Raw genomic sequence first — 15,406 nt, forward strand, 5'->3', positions numbered from 1 at the left:
CTACGCGTAATGTCGCTAAATTCGGTTTAGAGACAACAGCCTGCAAAGCTGAACCCCTCTCATTCCAGAATACCAGGGAAAGATTTTGCCCTGTATTGTCTTCCTGTGAAAACTGTAATTTCTGTCCTGGTCGTAGAGGAATAGGTCTATAACCTTGAATTCTTTCCAATTCTACAATATTAGAAGTGTTATTAACTACTTCTAAGCGGATACGCTGACCAGGTGTAAACTGAAGGGGACGCGGGCCGCAATTAGATGCACAAGTTCCAGCTAAACTGGTATGAGAATCACCCAATGATGTTACTAACAGGGTAGCTGCTACTAATACAACTGGCAATTTTTTAAACATAAGTCAGCGAATAAATACTTATGCCACATCGTAGCCTAAACAAGTATAATTCAACCTCAGCAAATCTTGGGTAATTTTGCAGTTTGAAACTTCAATTGCTTATGGAACTGACAATATATACCAAATTATCGGATAGTGTTTGGCAACAGTGGCAAACAGCAAAAGATACTGTGAATCAAAACATCACATCTTGGCATAGTTCAGTACAGATGTGGGGAAAATCTCTCCAAGAAACTGCTCAAAGTAAAACTAATTATACTATTGATGCAGTGACACAAAAAATTCATCAGAGTTGGCAAACTGCTGAAGACTTTCAGGCGATGACAGCAAAAAATATGCAAACAGCTTTGTTAAATCCCACAGAAGGTATTACCTCTGCTTTTAATGATTGGTTGCTACAACACCCGACATTGTGGCGGTTAGTGCAAATACTAGATTGGGCTACAAATCACCCTATTCTTAGTTTAATAGGATTATTATTAATTTTAACTCTGATTTGGAGCATGGTTAAAGCCATGATGCGCCTGATTGAAAAGGCGAGTTGGTCACTTTTGCAAGTACCATTAAAATTAATTGAAACTGCACTAAAATTTGGCTTTTTCTCTTTAGTGAAAATTTTTAATTTAGCTTTTAATAAAGCCAGCCATCATCAAAATATCACAGATAATATAGTCCTAACTAGTCAAGACTCTCCCATTATTTATGAAATAAAACAGCAAAGGTTAGCGGAAATTGTCCTGAGATTAGAAGCTATTCAACAAGAACAAAAAGAGCTTTTACAAGAAGCTTCTACTTTAATCGCTCAGGATAGTATGGACTTCAACATCCCAGATGTAATTCGTAATTCATAATATATGCCTGATGTGAATTAGGAAACCTTTTATATCTAAAAAATAGCCTATGCTTGGAGCTAATGAGACAAGGACTAAAGTCCTTACTACGAACGCAATCCTAGTTTTTTTACATTACTTAAAATTCTACTTAATTGCAAAATTACCTCATCTGTTTGCCCATGAATAAATTTAGCAAATCGCTGTGCTAAGGGCGGAACGAGAACTAAAGGATTACTAAAACCTGAAAAAATATGAATGTTTTCATTCCCTGGAATTGCCCCAATTAAAGGTAAACTATTACTGCTAAAAGCTACTAAACAATGATGCCAAGTTCCTGGTAAATTACCCAATTGTGGTAAAATTTTAGTAATACTTTCTCTTAACCAATTTTCGCTATCTTGTGTGTCTATATCAGCATGAGGATTTGTCAGGGCGCGGCTAATTTGACCTAAGCGAAAACTCCCATCGAGAAATTGTACTGCGCCTGCGTCTAATATCGGTGGTAATAGTTGATTCCCTAATTCATCCCATAATTGATCATCTTTTGTAGAGGTAGATTCTAATTTAAATCTTTGGAGACTTGCGGGCATTACTAAAGTATTTAACTGCAAATCTACGGGTGGGGTTGCGATAATTTCGGCATGGGTAAAATAGATTTTTATCGATATGCCGGCATTTTTTAATAACTGACGGCTAATTCCTCCCGCGCACACCACGACATTTGCACCGTAGTAACTTGTAGTAGTTGTTTTGACACCACCTGAGAAAATTTGCACAACTTCAGCGATTTGCATTTCTCCACCACGCCGTAAAAATGCCTGAATATAAGCTTGTGCGGTTTTTTCGGGATGGATATGTCCGTGTTTAACTGTTAAAGCACCGGAAATTGCATCTTGATTGAGTAATGGTTCTAACTCACAAGCCTCTGAGACACTAATTAAACGCGGTGGTGTGGCACAATGAGTATACAATGCAGCCGTGGCTTGGGGGTCACTATCGGCTGTGATGGTGAGTAATAAATCTAACTCTCGCAACTCAATATCAGCGTCTAACTCAGACGACAAAACTTGATAACGTGCGATCGCTTCTTGGCATAATTGACGAGTAAGTGGTGTACTACCAGACCAATAAGCCAATCCTCCATAACTGTAGCGAGTAGCATTGTCTGGTATTGTGTCTTTTTCTAATAGCAGTACACTCAAGCCGACTTTGACTAATTCGTAGGCGAGTGTCGCGCCTGTAATTCCCCCACCAACTACAATCCAATCATAGGTTTTCATTTCAGTAGTCGTAATCCACTCAGCGTTACTAACACTGTAGAACCTTCATGACCAATTACACCGATGGGGAGGTTAACGTTTCCGAGGAAGTTACCCGCCAAAAGTAAGCCGATAAAGCCTAAAGCAATGACCACATTTTGTTTAACTATACTTTGCGATCGCCTGCCTAATTTAATTGCTGTGGTCATTTTCTCTAGTCTGTCTGCCATTAATACTATATCTGCGGTTTCTAAGGCGACATCACTACCCACTGCACCCATCGCTACCCCTACAGAAGCTTGTGCTAAAGCTGGTGCATCATTAATCCCATCCCCTACCATCGCTACTGTGTGATATTTTTTCTGCAAACTGCGAATTACATCTAATTTATCTTCAGGTAAAAGTCCGGCAAATACTTGATCAATGCCTATTTGTTGAGCGACACTACGGGCTGTACGTTCATTATCACCGGTAATCATCACAATTTGTTCTATACCCATTTGCCGCAATTGGGCAATTGTATTAGCTGCTTCTGGTCTAATGGTATCAGCTAGAGCGATCGCACCCATCACCGCATAACCTACTTCCTGGGCTTGTGCTACCCAAACTACAGTATTACCCTGTTCTTCCCAAAATGTAGCTTTTGCTTGTAATTCCTCTGGTAACTGAGTTACATATTGCTGTAGGAAAGACACATTCCCCACAATCACAGTTTGGTTACTAACTGTACCAAAAATACCCTGTCCAGGGATGGCTTGCACTTCAGTGGCGCGCACCCAGTTGTAATTATTAGCTGCTTGTACAATTGCTTGGGCAATGGGGTGTTCGGAGGAAGATTCCAAAGCTGCGGCGGCTGTTAAGACGTTTTCTGGGGAATATTCACCAGTCGTCAAAACTTGAGATACCTGGACTTGTCCTGTAGTTAGAGTACCAGTTTTATCGAAGGCGATCGCTCTAACTTTCCCCATTTTCTCCAACTGCGCGCCATTTTTAAATAAAATCCCTTGTTTTGCACCGTTGGCAATCCCTGATAATAAAGTGGGCATAATCGCCGCCATTAATGCACAAGGAGAAGCCACCACCAGAAAAGTCAGTGCGCGGTAAATAGTAGTTTCCCAGTCCCAACCCCACACAAACGGCGGTAAAGTCGCCAATAATAACCCAGCTATCACAATTACCTTGGCATATCCTTTCTCTAAGCGTTCTATAAATTCCTGAGAAGGGGGTGCTTCCGTTTGGGCTTGTTCCACCAAGCGAATCACACGCTGAATTAAACTGCTAGAAGCGGGTTTATGTAACTTCAGTTGCAATGCACCGTAACCGTTAAGTGTTCCCGCAAACACTTCCTCTCCTACCGTTTTTTCTACAGGTAAAGATTCCCCAGTAATTGCAGCTTGGTTGATGGTGCTGTAACCAGAAACAATCATCCCATCGGTGGGAATCAATTCACCAGGTTTCACAATGATTTCATCACCGACTTGCAACTGGTTAATGGGAACAGTGGTTTCTTCTCCCTTCTGTAACACCGTAGCTGTATCTGGTGTCAAACTCATCAAACTGCGGATACTTCTTTCCGTGCGCCGCATGGCGTAACCTTCTAGCGCGCCACTAATGGCAAAAATGAGAATTAAAATTGCACCATCAATAATTAAGTGATATTCCCTGCGCCATAAACCCAACGTAGCCGCACCCAAAGCCGCCACAATCATCAACAAATCCACATCAAGTTCTTTTTCTTTAATTAGCGTCGTCAGCCCCTCACGCGCGCTTTCGTAGCCACCGATGATATAAGCCGCAGGTAACAGCAGCAAAGCAAAGCCTAACCAGCCAAAAGACAAAGCCAACCAGCCTAAAAATAACAGCAGTCCACAAAGCATTGCTGCTAAAGTATCTGGGTGTTCTTGGGTGAATTGGTTAAATCGTTGGGGATAAAGCATGAGAGTAGATTCAGTGACAACTAATCTCACGCTAAACCTTGACATTGATGTTAATGTCAAGAAGACAGTTATTGATCAGCATATTTTGCTAACCACACCTGCAAAGCATTTTCGTCAATATCCCCAGATGCTAAACTCTCCATCACTAATACTATTTCCGGCTCCGGTGTATCGAAACTATAAGCATTCAACCCCAAGAAAACATACATCGCCATAAAAGCTGTACGCTTATTGCCATCCACAAAGGGATGATTTTTAGACAAAGCAAAACCATAAGCCGCCGCTAATTCCATGAGCGAAACCTCCGGCTGATAGGAAAATTTATGCCGGGGACGGGCTAAACTCGCTTCTAATAACGCCGGATCTCTTACCCCAGATAAACCGCCATACTGAGAAATTAAATCCTCATGGACAGCAAGCAGCATCTGTGCTGTCAACCAAGTTGGTTCATTCACTTGGCAAGTTCTTTTAACGCATTACGAAACTTCTGGCTACCTTCTCGATAAATAGCCATCGCTTTCTCAAACTCAGGATCATAAGGACTAAGTTGGAGTCCATGTTCTGTTTCTGTGACAAATATGGTATCTCCTTCAGAAAGGTTGAGCTTTTCTAACAACTCCTTAGAAAATGTCACACCTAGTGAATTACCAATTTTGCGTAACTTTAAGGTCTGAATCACTAAACTTACCCCAATGTAATTACGAGCGTAACTACAATTTTACCCCTAAATTCCCAGCTTTTGGGCATTGAGTGGGTTTGTTGACGATGGTGATGATTAGTTTTTCGATGGGTCAATGCAATTTGAATTCAGACACATTCAGGCTTCAACCCAAAGCACCGCCATATACTATAAAGAGAGATTAGTTAATAAGTTTTAATAAATTGTTATGAGTACAAATGCACCTGTCAAGCCAGAAACCACTGTGGCGACGAGATTGAGAAACTTTTTGATTGTGATAGTAGCGATCGCCCTCAGCGTTGCTTTATTCTTGGGACTCAGGAGTGAAACTAGTTCTGCATCTTTAGCCAACCTAGCCGCCGCATCCACATCCCTAGAAGTAGCAGCCACCAACGATAAGCCATCAATTATTGAATTTTACGCTGACTGGTGTACAGTCTGTCAAAAAATGGCACCTGATATTGCCGAACTAGAGCAACAGTATGCAGACAAAGTAAATTTTGTCATGCTAAACGTAGATAATAACAAGTGGTTGCCAGAAATGCTGAAATATCGAGTTGATGGTATTCCCCACTTTGTATTTTTAAACAAAACTGGGGAAAGTGTCGCCCAGGCAATAGGAGATCAACCCCGTACAGTCATGGCTAGTAACTTAGAAGCTTTGGTGACAGGTGAGGCTTTACCCTACGCTCAAACTAGCGGTAAGGTATCTCCATTTTCAACACAAGCCAAGCCTAATACTACCCAAGACGATCCCCGTAGCCACGGTAGTCAGGTAGTTAATTAGAATTCGATTCAATTAGCTAAGGGAGAAATTAAAACTCCGCTTCTCCCTCAGCAAAAATCACGCACTTCTACTTCTTTTGCAAAAAGCCTTGTAACCGTCGCCAATTAGCTTTGACTACCTTCCACTGTTGTAGTGTGTGCAGAATAATAAAAGCCAAAAATGTATACGCTATCCAAAATGAATGTTTCTACCCAAGTCTACTAAACTAGAGTTCTGTGGAAACAAGTCTGGTAAAGTCAAACCAAACAATTTTACATTATTACTTTTAAAAGAATTAGAGAAAAAGAACCCACTAACCGGAACTGCAAACATAAAGATGTAGAGAAAAGTATGTAGTGCAAATTTCCGAGTCCAATCAGCAGTAAACTTTGGTAAATTCTTGGTGTATTTTCGCCACCATACCCGCAATAAAACTAAAATCCGCCAAGTCAGTAAAGCTACAACTAAAGCTCCAATTGATTTATGAAAATCATACAATTCTGATCTAAATGGAGTACCACGGGATAAACGCGCCATACCTGAACCTGTGGTGAACAAGACTAAATAACAGGTGGCCATAACCCAGTGTACAGACATGAGTTGTTTAAACGCAGAGTTAAGTCTAGCTTTCTTAATGACAGGTGTTGAGGTCATAAAAACACACTTTTGCTATAGTTTTGCGTCGCAGTTTTATGCAGCTATCTACGGTTGTGTTTTCTCTTGTTGATATGCTTCCAAAACGCCACTACGAATCATTAGTTGTGGCCAGATCAAAATAAAAAATCCCATCCACACTAACACAGGTATAGAGACAATCGCTGTTAACCAGATAATCTTAAATAACAACCAACTACCAGTAATAATGGTAGTACCAGTGAGTAAAATTGACCAAGGTTGACACCACCAAGGCTTATATTTCCAGGGACTTACAGCAATTTCGGATTTTGGATTTTGGATTTTGGATTCTAAGTCTTGCTCCATAGAATATTTCTTTGTTTCCTACTGTACATACTACAATACATCTTCTATCAAACCATTATCTAAAATACCCAAAAAGCTTATTTACCAATTATTCTTTTTCCTTTTTGACTAGTTCCTCCTTCTAATTTGATCTCGCCATTCATCTAAAGAGACATATCTATTCTCAACCACATCTAAAGCTTCAATTACACCAGTTTCCTGAAAGACGCGAAACCAGTAAATTGTAAAGTTGTAGTTGTTTGGGTCGTCTTCAAAAACCCGCACTGTGTAGTATGGGTTATTAGGGTTAGGAACACTTTCTACAATTGCAGAAACCTTAATTGTTCTTTTGGATAGTTGTTCAATTTCTTTTGCCTTACGCTGTACTAATGGTAGTTTCCACACTAAGTTTAAGGCTGTTTTTTCATCAATATTTTTAGTATTTTGAGCAATATTGATGACTGAAACTGGTTCTAAAGCAGCTACTAGTTGTGTTTTTGCTAGCTGTTTATCTGACTGATTTTTGGCAACTTGAGTCATTGCCATTTTTCCTGCTATTCCTACAAATAAAACAGTCATGAGAGGATACAAAATGATTCTTTTCATGCACTTGAACTTCAGGATACTCACTAGACTGATAACCATAGATGAAGACATGATGATTTGGAATAATCTTTACAAGTCTTCATTAAGTAATCTTACAATAAAATCAGCAAGAGTATAGAAGAATAGTCTCAAAAATTACCCGTGAGAAATCAGAACTGAATTAGAGAACAGTATCAAACCCTGATATTTCAATACTTAACGCTGTTTCTGGCTACTGTTAATCTAAAGGCAAGACATCATGAAAATGTTTGTAATCGATATAGCGATGTCCATCCTTTGTATGATGGAAAATATCTACAAAGCGACTGTTCCAAATGATGTTATCGGCTGCATAGATATGTCTAGCATGAACAACTTGTGAGACTGTTTCATCAATACCACTTAAAGAAATCACAATACTAGTATTAGTCTGCAATAGCTGTTCTGCTGTCATCCCATAAAAAGGGCTGAATTCATCAATAGGGTGCATCAATAACCAACTCAATGAAAAACTAGGTGTTTGATTTCTCACTAGTTTTAAATCATGAAATCGCCGAATAGCAGTCCCTTCTGCTGTGATTTCGTCCCGCATTAAATACACCCGCATATGTGCTTCTAAAATGAAATTACGCCTCTGATTAGCAGTACGAAACATGAAAGTTGGGACACCTTCATAGGGTGTGATTACTGCCACACTACTAAATATTACACGCGCTGTAGGACGGGAAAAGCGTGCAAATGCTAGTCCCGTCATGACAGCAATTCCTATCAAACCAATCATTGCTTCTATGGTGACAATAATATTGGCATAGGTTGTTTTAGGATACATTGCACCGTAGCCAATGGAAGCTAGAGTCTGCACACTGAAGAAAAATTTGTCTAAAAAAGAGCCTGGTTGTGCGTTAGCAATGCAGTCTCCGCCTGCCAAGTAGAGCAATGCAAAGAAAGTATTAATGGCTACATAAACACTACATAAAACGATGATGAAGCCACTCCAAGGAATCGTCAATAGGAGATGATAAGGATCGCGCCAATAGGAATACCAAGCACCCATACCCAGGATTTCAAATTGTCCATTGTTGAATTTGATGTGAATTCGTGGTGATGGGCGTTGTTTTTTGGGTTTAGTAGGTTTTTTGATGGGAGATTTCATTGGTAATATTCACAAAAAATACCAGTGGTGATTTAACTAGAACTTAAAAGCTAGTATGTCCATTTCTAGTACACTTGAAACGTACTAAATAGATAGTATGGTCTTGCTTATGAATAGAGTTTTTTGGATTATTGCTTTAGTGGCATTTATTAATTCCTTGAGTTTTACGATTTTAATCCCTATTATCTATCTTTATGGCAAGCAATTTGGCTTAAGTGATTTCCAAACTAGTCTACTCTTTTCGATTTATGCGATCGCACAATTTTTAGCCACACCAGTCATTGGTAAACTCTCAGACCGCTTTGGACGTAAGCCTTTACTGATTATTAGTTTAGCGGGGACTGTGATTGCTAATTTCTTTGCTGGTACAGCTACAGGCGCTATCACCCTATTTTTGGCACGTTTTCTAGACGGTATTACCGGCGGGAATAATGCTGTAGCTCAGGCGATGATTTCTGATGTTACGGGAACTGAACGCCGCGCCCAAGGTTTTGGTATCTATGGGGCAGCAATGGGTTTAGGATTTGTCTTAGGGCCAGCCACCAGTTTAATCGCACAGCAGATATCTTTAGGCGCAGCGTTTTTAGTTTCCGGTGCTGTAGCGTTGATAGCTCTCATCATTACGATATTTTTCTTACCTGAGACTATCAAAAATAAAGAGCATCAAGTGCAGAATATCTTTGATTTAGGTTTAGATACATTAATTAAAGGTTTGATGATTCCTGGAGTGGGGATTTTATTAATCATCAATTTTTTAATTGGGACAACTTTTACAATCTTTACTTATGCTTTTCAACCCTACTTTTTAAAGGTATTAGAGCAAAATAAAGAGTCCTTAACGCTCATGTTTCTGACATTTGGAGTCTTGGGTGTAATCATGCAAACTTGGGGAGTCAAGATTCTTACTAAATATTTAAATGAATCCAAGATATTACTTTTAGCAATATTTGTTAGAAGTTCCTCGTTTATTTTAATGCCTGTTGTGCCGATAGTTAGTTATTTTGTCGTTGTGAGTGTAGTATTTTCTCTATTTAATTCCTTGGTGCAACCGATGGTCAATACCCTAATTTCATTAAATGCCAAGCCAGACGAACAAGGAATGGCTTTAGGTTTAAACTCATCTTATTTAAGTATGTCTAATGGAATCGGCCCTGTCATTGCCGGTCTGATAGTGAATCAAGCTAACCCCATTAGTTATAGTTATCCTTTATATCTAGCTGGCGTTCTCACTTTTATAGTGCTGTTATTCGCTGTTGTTAATCGTCAAAAATATATTCCTAAAAGCAATTCCTAGTTTTTTACATCAAAAACCCCACTTTCTGGCAAAAGCGGGGTTCTAATACCAATTCAAAATTCAAAATTCAAAATTAAGAATCAAGACCGAGCAAGCATTTGGGGCTGTACATCTGTCGCATTCTTTTTTCAAATTGGTATAAGGTGGTGAAAGTGAAGATTATTTTTCAGATGAAGGGGGTTCTTGAGAACAACGGTCAAACCACTCTTGGTATTTTTTCTGTTGTGCTTCAGTTTCGACAGCAATAGATATACAAATTTGCTGACAACCGTGGTTGTGTTCTAGCGCGATCGCATTTAATAATAAGCTAGCAATTTTAGGCGAAACAAAGCAACCATTGACACTTAAACCACTGATTTGAAATGTCAATTCTGGTCTGTCGCGCTCTTGTAACTCAACGCCACTAATATCTCCACCCTTTAAATCAATTTCGGCTAATTGTTGATGATTGGGGGTAATTTGTTCGACAATTAGTTTTTCTCGTCGGACAGGAACTTGTATCATCTGCGTTTCAATCACTTTCCGCACAATTACTTCCCCAATTTTTTGCTTATTGTGATTAATAGTTAATCTTTCTTCCAATAAGCGAATCAGTTTTTCTTCATCATGAGTGTGATTCGGTGTTTCAGATGTTAAATATTCAGTCATATAACAAAATTTCTTTATTCATTTTCTGTAATGCTTTACAAGTACAGGTAAAGCATCAGCTATACCTGCACTTATATGAACTATGAACGATTAACGCTCTTCAATGGGAAGATTAGGAGCATTCACATCTAATTCTTCACGGCGAATGGTATCTTCAGCTTGGACTGTATCTTGCTCGACAATTTTCTTGACTCTGACTTCTTCTCGCAATACAGCTTCCTTGCGAATATCAGGCGTTTCTTCATGAATTTCAACACGAGCTACTTCACCTTCACGGAAGTTTGCTTCCCCAGGAGGAACAACTTTACCCGCATCCTCTGGTGTCACACGTTCAATTACTACCCGTTCTCTTTCCACTGGAACAGCAACTCTTGCAGTTTCCGTTTCAACGCGCTTACCAACAGCAACTTCTCCAGTTTTTTGCCGACGTTTATTGGCAATCAACCGTTCTTCGTATAATCTCAAAGTTTGATGATGCGGTTCATCTAGTTGATACAAACTAGGTTCTTGTTCGTATTTATAGGTATCGCGGTTAAAAGCTGGTGTAGATGTTGTGGTTCTGGTGTCAGTAGTGCGTGATGTTTCTACGGGGGTTGATGTATCTAGAGGTGTTGACGTGTCTAGAGGTTGGGTACCATATGTTGGTTGACGATACACACCGCGCACCCGTTCTTCATAATCTTGATCTAGATTTAAACGTTCGTTGAACTCTGGTAAGTTTTCAGCCTGCTCTCTGGTCATACCGACGGCGTAAACGCGGTCTGTACCGTGGTCAATGCGAGTGCGTCCCACTGGTAACAATACCTTTTTCCCAAAAATCCAAAAACCTAAATCAACAATTAAATAACGAAAATGTCCATCATCATCTACCAAAACATCATTAACAGTACCGATTTTTTCGTTATTACTTTCTGTGTATACACCCAAACCCTTAATATCATCACCTTGTATTGTGTCGCGGTAATCGGGATCAAAATCTTCTAATTTATACAGTACCATGTGTGTTTACCTCAGATGCTTAATAAAGTATTTCTTAATTACTAAGTTACAAATTTAGGGTATTTATTGTATCTTTCGTTTGAAATAATTATTGGCTTCTAAAAACATCAAAGGTTATATTTATGTGATTTATAGCCAGAACTTTAGATTGAGACTGATGTCTAAAGCTCTGACTACAGACAAGAAATTATGTATACGGAATTTATGACGATCGCAAGGTAGTTTCACCTGTGGTGTCAATATCTAATTCTTCCCGCCGAATGGTATCTTGAGCTTCTACTGTTTCTTGCTCGATGACTTTTTTGACTCTGACTTCCTCTCTCACAAAAGCTTGCTTGCGGATTTCCGGGGTTTCTTCATACACTTCTATGCGTGCCACTTCTCCAGATTGGAATTTAACCTCTTTCGGGTCTACTATGGTGTCTGCAACTGTTGGAGTTACTCTTTCAATCACAACACGTTCTTTTTGAACAGGTACTCTAACTCTTGTAGTTTCTGTTTCAATGTGCTTACCAACAGCTACTTCTCCAGTTTTCACGCGTTGTTTATTCGCAATCAAGCGTTCTTCGTAGAGTCTAAATGTTTGATGATATTGACCATTTAAATTGTATAAATCTGCTTCTTTTTGATAGCTGTAACTTTCATTACCTGGGATTGTATCACTAGTTGGGGGTCGAAAAACATGGCGGACTTTCTCTTCATAATCTTCATCTACGACTAAATTCTCATGATATTCTGGCAGATGTTCTACTTGTTCTTTACTGAGTCCATCCACATAAACGCGTTTTGCCGGATAATTAATGTGAGAAAGTCCAATAGGCAATAATATTTTTTTCTGAATTGTATCTAAGTTAGTAGAGATAACCAGATAACGAAAACGTCCGTCTTGGTCAACCAAAGCATCAGCAATTGAGCCAACTAGCACCCCACCTTCTGTATATAGTTCCAATGATTTAACATCATCACCACCAAAGGTTTCTCGATAGTTGGGGTCAAAGTCTTCCAGTTTATAGAGAGGCATAAGCGATCGCACTCCTAGTTGTATGTGTAAATTAGGTTGAAAGTGCTGATACCAATTCACAATTCACAATTCGCAATGGACTTCGTCCCGCTTCGCTAACGCAATTCGCAATTGATAAATCCTGACTTGACAAGGTTTTCTGGGTTTGGATCTGTATCAGAATTTTAGTGAATTGGTATGAGTTGTGAGTGCTGAGTAACAATCCAAATCCCCAGTCCCCAGCGATGCACTGAGCTTGTCGAAGTGTCCCCAATCCCCGACTGATTGTTGCAAAAATCAAGTCGCATTCCTATATAGATCAGCGTAAAAATCTTTTGTCTAGATTCCCTCTGACTTACGACTGAATTTGTCATGATGGGGAGTCAAGGCTGCACAAGTTAATGATGGTTGGGTTTGAACATGGGAGTTATCTGCAACTAACTCAATTTTGCCGTGACGATTGCGATACCAAGAAGTAGCTTGCACAGGTACGTCTGGAGGTGTAGGTATTTGGGATTGTACTTGCTGTTGGTTTTGGAATGCTGTCAGATTGCGGATATCTGACCAAGTGCGATCGCTCCTCACTTCTTGATTAGGATTTTGCGGTACACCACCCCTACCTGTGGCCACAAAACTGCTAGCATTCGTATTTGCACAACCCGTAGCTATTTGCTGTGATGTATCTGTCACATTTTCTGGTAACTCTACTAAACCCGAATTGGGATCTACACCGATGTTATTAATTTTGACTGTGCCATTGACACTAAATGCAGAACTGGCTGTGATGTCATTGGTGAGGTCTTCTCTTGGGGTCAGGGTATTGCGAAATACTAGACCGATAATGCCTTGAGTGGTGATATTAATGTTGCCTCCACGACCCCCCACTGCATTAGCGATGATATCGCTATTTTCTAAGCCTAAAATAATTGGAGAACTGATGATGATATTACCACCGTTTCCCAAGCCTCCGGCTGTGGTTGAAATTTGACTACTCTGACGTAATAATAGACCGGTCTGAACATCAAAGTTGATATTACCGCCATTCCCTGATGTTGTTAAAGCACTAATTCTGGAGTTATTGGACAAATTTACCAGATCCGCAGTGATTTCTAGTTGTCCCCCTTGGCCGGTTTGGCGGTTTTCCACGGAAATGACAGCATTCTTGTCCATACTTAATTTTGAGGTGTTAATCAACACAGACCCCGCATTACCCGTTGCTTTTTCAGGAAGTCCTAAAATCAGTCGGAGGATAGCTGGTGCAGCAGTCACACTAGAAGTAATCTGAGTATTAACAAAGTTGCTATTGGCAAGATTCAAGTCTAACTGTTGAGAATTCCTCATCTCAATGGAATCTTCAGCATTAATGATGATTTTACCCGCATCACCACTCGAAAAAGCCGTAGTAATAATAGCACCACCATTGTCAAGTATGAGTTTAGGTGTATTGACAGTGGTAGTACCGCCATCCCCTGCACCAAAGGAAGTAGAAACGATCGCACTATTAGATACACGAGATGTTCCAGCTAAGTCAATCATCTTAGTTGCAGTCACACTCACTTGACCTGCATCACCAGATTCTAAAGTTGTGGAGGTAATTTGTGCGCCACCTCGAACAGTCAGTGTGCCGGTTGAGAGATTAACTGAGCCAGCGTTACCCTGATTAAAGGTGGAAGTGGCAAATGCACTCAAAGCAGAGGGGTCGAATGCTGAAGTCCCTGTGAGTTGAACCGCAAGTGGGGCATTAATGGTGACTGTACCACTAGAGGCCGCGCTGAAAGTGTTGGCAGTGACTATCCCACCATTTTGCAGCATGATTTGCGGTGCAGAAATATTGATGTCACCACCTTTTCCTAATCCCAAGGCTTGAGTTGCAATTTGGCTGGGGAGAATAGATGTAGCACCAATAATTGAGAGAGATTCACTACTGATGATTTGAATGTTTCCCCCAGGTTGCTGACCAAGATTCTGTCCAGCAATTAATGAACCATCTTGCAAGGTAATATTTCCGCCATTTAACTGCACAGAACCTGCATTGATACCACTCACATTTACCAGTGAGCTAGCGCGGAGTTGAATATCCCCAAATTCCGTCGTGGGAGTTGTACTCACAGTTGCAAGTTGATTGTTTTGTCCTAGCAACCATTGTCCATTCCTTAACGCCCCTAGTTCAACTTTGCCAGAGTTGGCAATCAGTAAACCACCGTCTAGAGTGATGTTACTCCCGACTAAGGACAGGGTATTGCCAGATTTTACCTGTAACCCTGTAGTTGGTGTGGTGATGTCAAGTAAGGAAATTCCGATACGTTTGACATTATTGCTATTACCTGAACCTTCAACCCGAATATCTCCTGAACTTCCCCCCATCTGTAAACCGATGGGTACACTCACGGTTAATAATGTGTTTGCCGTCGGGTTAACAGCACTAAATTCTGTCCCATCAGCAAACTTAATACTATTGGCTGTTGTTCCCACAAAGGAACCACCAATATTTAATGAGGCATCTTTGCCAAATACAATCCCTGCCGGATTGATTAAAAATAAACTGACTGGATAATTTCCCTGATAAGTTTGAATTAATCCATCAATTTGGGAAATACTCCCACCAGTCACCCTGCTAAATATGGTTGTAATATTTGGTGTATGAGTTAAATCAAAGGTTGCTGAAGTACCTTGAGGTAAAGAAAAGTCACGGAAGCTGTGAAATAAATTCTGACCTTTTTCTGTACCATGAGTAATTTGAAAATTACTGCCATCAGGTTTGACATTGGTATTAGTGCCACTATGATCTGGTGTCACTTCAGCTGAAGCCTCTGGGATCATGCCAAGAGTAAATAACCCACTAACTAAGAGAAATACAAAGGGTACGACTCTCATCACCAAAAATTTCCTTGATCTTGTTATCAAGTTAGTTTTCCCTTTTAGGGCATGAATGATTAACTTTGAG

Annotated in this window: 17 protein-coding genes; 3 read left to right on the forward strand and 14 right to left on the reverse strand. The window is 40.0% G+C overall.

Translation table 11 applies throughout. The annotated features are described in order from the left end of the window. A partial coding sequence (locus CV014_RS19485; protein ID WP_236143538.1) for a hypothetical protein occupies positions 1–349 on the reverse strand: 349 nt, incomplete at its 3' end. 101 nt (positions 350–450) lie between these two features. Here CV014_RS19485 and CV014_RS19490 point away from each other — a divergent pair. After that, positions 451–1,200 carry a hypothetical protein gene (locus tag CV014_RS19490; protein ID WP_236143539.1) on the forward strand — a complete coding sequence of 250 codons (750 nt, stop codon included), beginning with the start codon at positions 451–453 and terminating at the stop codon, positions 1,198–1,200. Between the two features lie 86 nt (positions 1,201–1,286). Here CV014_RS19490 and CV014_RS19495 read toward each other — a convergent pair whose 3' ends face one another. From CV014_RS19495 to CV014_RS19510, 4 genes are all read right to left on the reverse strand, one after another. Further along, complete coding sequence (locus tag CV014_RS19495; RefSeq protein WP_236143540.1) at positions 1,287–2,462, reverse strand: NAD(P)/FAD-dependent oxidoreductase; 1,176 nt, start codon at positions 2,460–2,462, stop codon at positions 1,287–1,289. Then, positions 2,459–4,378 (reverse strand): heavy metal translocating P-type ATPase, encoded by a 1,920-nt coding sequence (locus CV014_RS19500; RefSeq protein ID WP_236143555.1) that lies wholly within the window; start codon positions 4,376–4,378, stop codon positions 2,459–2,461. Before CV014_RS19500 ends, CV014_RS19495 begins: the two co-directional genes overlap by 4 nt. Positions 4,379–4,446: 68 nt before the next feature. Further along, the gene (locus tag CV014_RS19505) at positions 4,447–4,833 is read right to left on the reverse strand and encodes a type II toxin-antitoxin system death-on-curing family toxin (protein WP_236143541.1); all 387 of its coding nucleotides are present in this window, start codon (positions 4,831–4,833) and stop codon (positions 4,447–4,449) included. Continuing rightward, positions 4,830–5,057, reverse strand: coding sequence for an AbrB/MazE/SpoVT family DNA-binding domain-containing protein (locus CV014_RS19510; protein WP_236143542.1), 228 nt, complete (start codon positions 5,055–5,057; stop codon positions 4,830–4,832). Before CV014_RS19510 ends, CV014_RS19505 begins: the two co-directional genes overlap by 4 nt. A gap of 208 nt (positions 5,058–5,265) precedes the next feature. On the opposite strand from CV014_RS19510, the gene CV014_RS19515 reads away from it, so the two are divergent. Beyond that, positions 5,266–5,844: a thioredoxin family protein gene (locus CV014_RS19515; protein WP_236143543.1), complete on the forward strand. Its 579-nt coding sequence runs from the start codon at positions 5,266–5,268 to the stop codon at positions 5,842–5,844. Positions 5,845–6,012: 168 nt separating this feature from the next. Here the strand turns inward: CV014_RS19515 and CV014_RS19520 are convergent, their stop codons facing one another. The 4 genes from CV014_RS19520 to CV014_RS19535 all read right to left on the reverse strand — a co-directional run bounded on the left by CV014_RS19520 (position 6,013) and on the right by CV014_RS19535 (position 8,521). Further along, positions 6,013–6,477, reverse strand: a complete 465-nt coding sequence (locus tag CV014_RS19520) for a cytochrome b (RefSeq protein ID WP_236143544.1) — start codon at positions 6,475–6,477, stop codon at positions 6,013–6,015. A 48-nt stretch (positions 6,478–6,525) separates the two neighbouring features. Then, positions 6,526–6,804, reverse strand: a complete 279-nt coding sequence (locus CV014_RS19525; protein ID WP_236143545.1) for a DUF6737 family protein — start codon at positions 6,802–6,804, stop codon at positions 6,526–6,528. 108 nt (positions 6,805–6,912) lie between these two features. Continuing rightward, positions 6,913–7,389 (reverse strand): hypothetical protein, encoded by a 477-nt coding sequence (locus CV014_RS19530; protein WP_236143546.1) that lies wholly within the window; start codon positions 7,387–7,389, stop codon positions 6,913–6,915. A 217-nt stretch (positions 7,390–7,606) separates the two neighbouring features. Further along, positions 7,607–8,521 (reverse strand): ion channel, encoded by a 915-nt coding sequence (locus tag CV014_RS19535; protein ID WP_236143547.1) that lies wholly within the window; start codon positions 8,519–8,521, stop codon positions 7,607–7,609. A gap of 109 nt (positions 8,522–8,630) precedes the next feature. Between CV014_RS19535 and CV014_RS19540 the strand changes: the two genes are divergently transcribed. Beyond that, the gene (locus CV014_RS19540) at positions 8,631–9,815 is read left to right on the forward strand and encodes an MFS transporter (RefSeq protein WP_236143548.1); all 1,185 of its coding nucleotides are present in this window, start codon (positions 8,631–8,633) and stop codon (positions 9,813–9,815) included. Between the two features lie 159 nt (positions 9,816–9,974). Here CV014_RS19540 and CV014_RS19545 read toward each other — a convergent pair whose 3' ends face one another. From CV014_RS19545 to CV014_RS19560, 5 genes are all read right to left on the reverse strand, one after another. Then, positions 9,975–10,463, reverse strand: coding sequence for a DUF2382 domain-containing protein (locus CV014_RS19545; protein WP_236143549.1), 489 nt, complete (start codon positions 10,461–10,463; stop codon positions 9,975–9,977). Between the two features lie 90 nt (positions 10,464–10,553). Beyond that, on the reverse strand, positions 10,554–11,462 hold the full coding sequence (locus tag CV014_RS19550) for a DUF2382 domain-containing protein (protein ID WP_236143550.1): 909 nt from the start codon (positions 11,460–11,462) through the stop codon (positions 10,554–10,556). A 202-nt stretch (positions 11,463–11,664) separates the two neighbouring features. Beyond that, positions 11,665–12,483, reverse strand: a complete 819-nt coding sequence (locus tag CV014_RS19555) for a DUF2382 domain-containing protein (protein WP_236143556.1) — start codon at positions 12,481–12,483, stop codon at positions 11,665–11,667. 164 nt (positions 12,484–12,647) lie between these two features. After that, positions 12,648–12,770 carry a hypothetical protein gene (locus CV014_RS30160; RefSeq protein WP_268964810.1) on the reverse strand — a complete coding sequence of 41 codons (123 nt, stop codon included), beginning with the start codon at positions 12,768–12,770 and terminating at the stop codon, positions 12,648–12,650. A gap of 31 nt (positions 12,771–12,801) precedes the next feature. Continuing rightward, positions 12,802–15,336 carry a two-partner secretion domain-containing protein gene (locus CV014_RS19560; protein WP_236143557.1) on the reverse strand — a complete coding sequence of 845 codons (2,535 nt, stop codon included), beginning with the start codon at positions 15,334–15,336 and terminating at the stop codon, positions 12,802–12,804. Positions 15,337–15,406: the final 70 nt, after the last annotated feature.

Origin of the sequence: Nostoc sp. CMAA1605, assembly GCF_021596505.1 — a bacterium.
Taxonomy (GTDB): Bacteria; Cyanobacteriota; Cyanobacteriia; order Cyanobacteriales; family Nostocaceae; genus Trichormus.